The organism is Paenarthrobacter sp. PPS72, from assembly GCF_048537125.1.
Taxonomy (GTDB): Bacteria; Actinomycetota; Actinomycetes; order Actinomycetales; family Micrococcaceae; genus Arthrobacter; species Arthrobacter nitroguajacolicus_E.
Genome location: NZ_JBLYIE010000106.1, coordinates 1 through 488, shown reverse-complemented (window position 1 = coordinate 488; position 488 = coordinate 1). Strand labels below are relative to the sequence as shown.

Here is a 488-nt window from a genome sequence, read left to right as displayed (position 1 = left end):
TTGCCTGTTTTTGTTGCCGTGTTTGCTACGTGACCGGCGGCGATGTCCTCCTCGGGAGTGGTATCAGTGTCTTGTGGGCTCGGAGATGTGTATAAGAGACAGGCTCCTGCAGCACCCGGCCAGGCGTATGTCAGTGCCGAGAGGCCAGCCAACGGATCGGTGATGGTGACGTCCTTCAGCGTGACGTTGCCGGTGTTCTTCGACGTGAACGTGTACGTGATGATGTCACCCACAACAGACGGGTCCTGAATACCGGAAGCGTCAGCGGACTTGCTGAACTCCATGGCCGGAGCCTGGGTCAACGGAGTATCGGTCGTTCCCGGAGGAGGCGTCACCGGCGGACCGGTAGGCGGAGTGCCCGTGGTCGTAGCCGTGTTGGCGACATGGCCGGCGTCGATATCCGCCTGGGTGATCCCATAGGTTGCTGCAGCCGTCACAGTCTGGCCCGGAAGCAACTCTCCGGGAGTACCCGGCCAGGTGTAAACCAA

General features: G+C 61.1%; 1 protein-coding gene. It reads right to left on the bottom strand.

The genetic code is table 11. The features are described 5' to 3' along the window. A partial coding sequence (locus tag ACLRGI_RS23290; protein ID WP_419203801.1) for a CLIPPER-2 domain-containing protein occupies window positions 1–488 on the bottom strand: 488 nt, incomplete at both ends.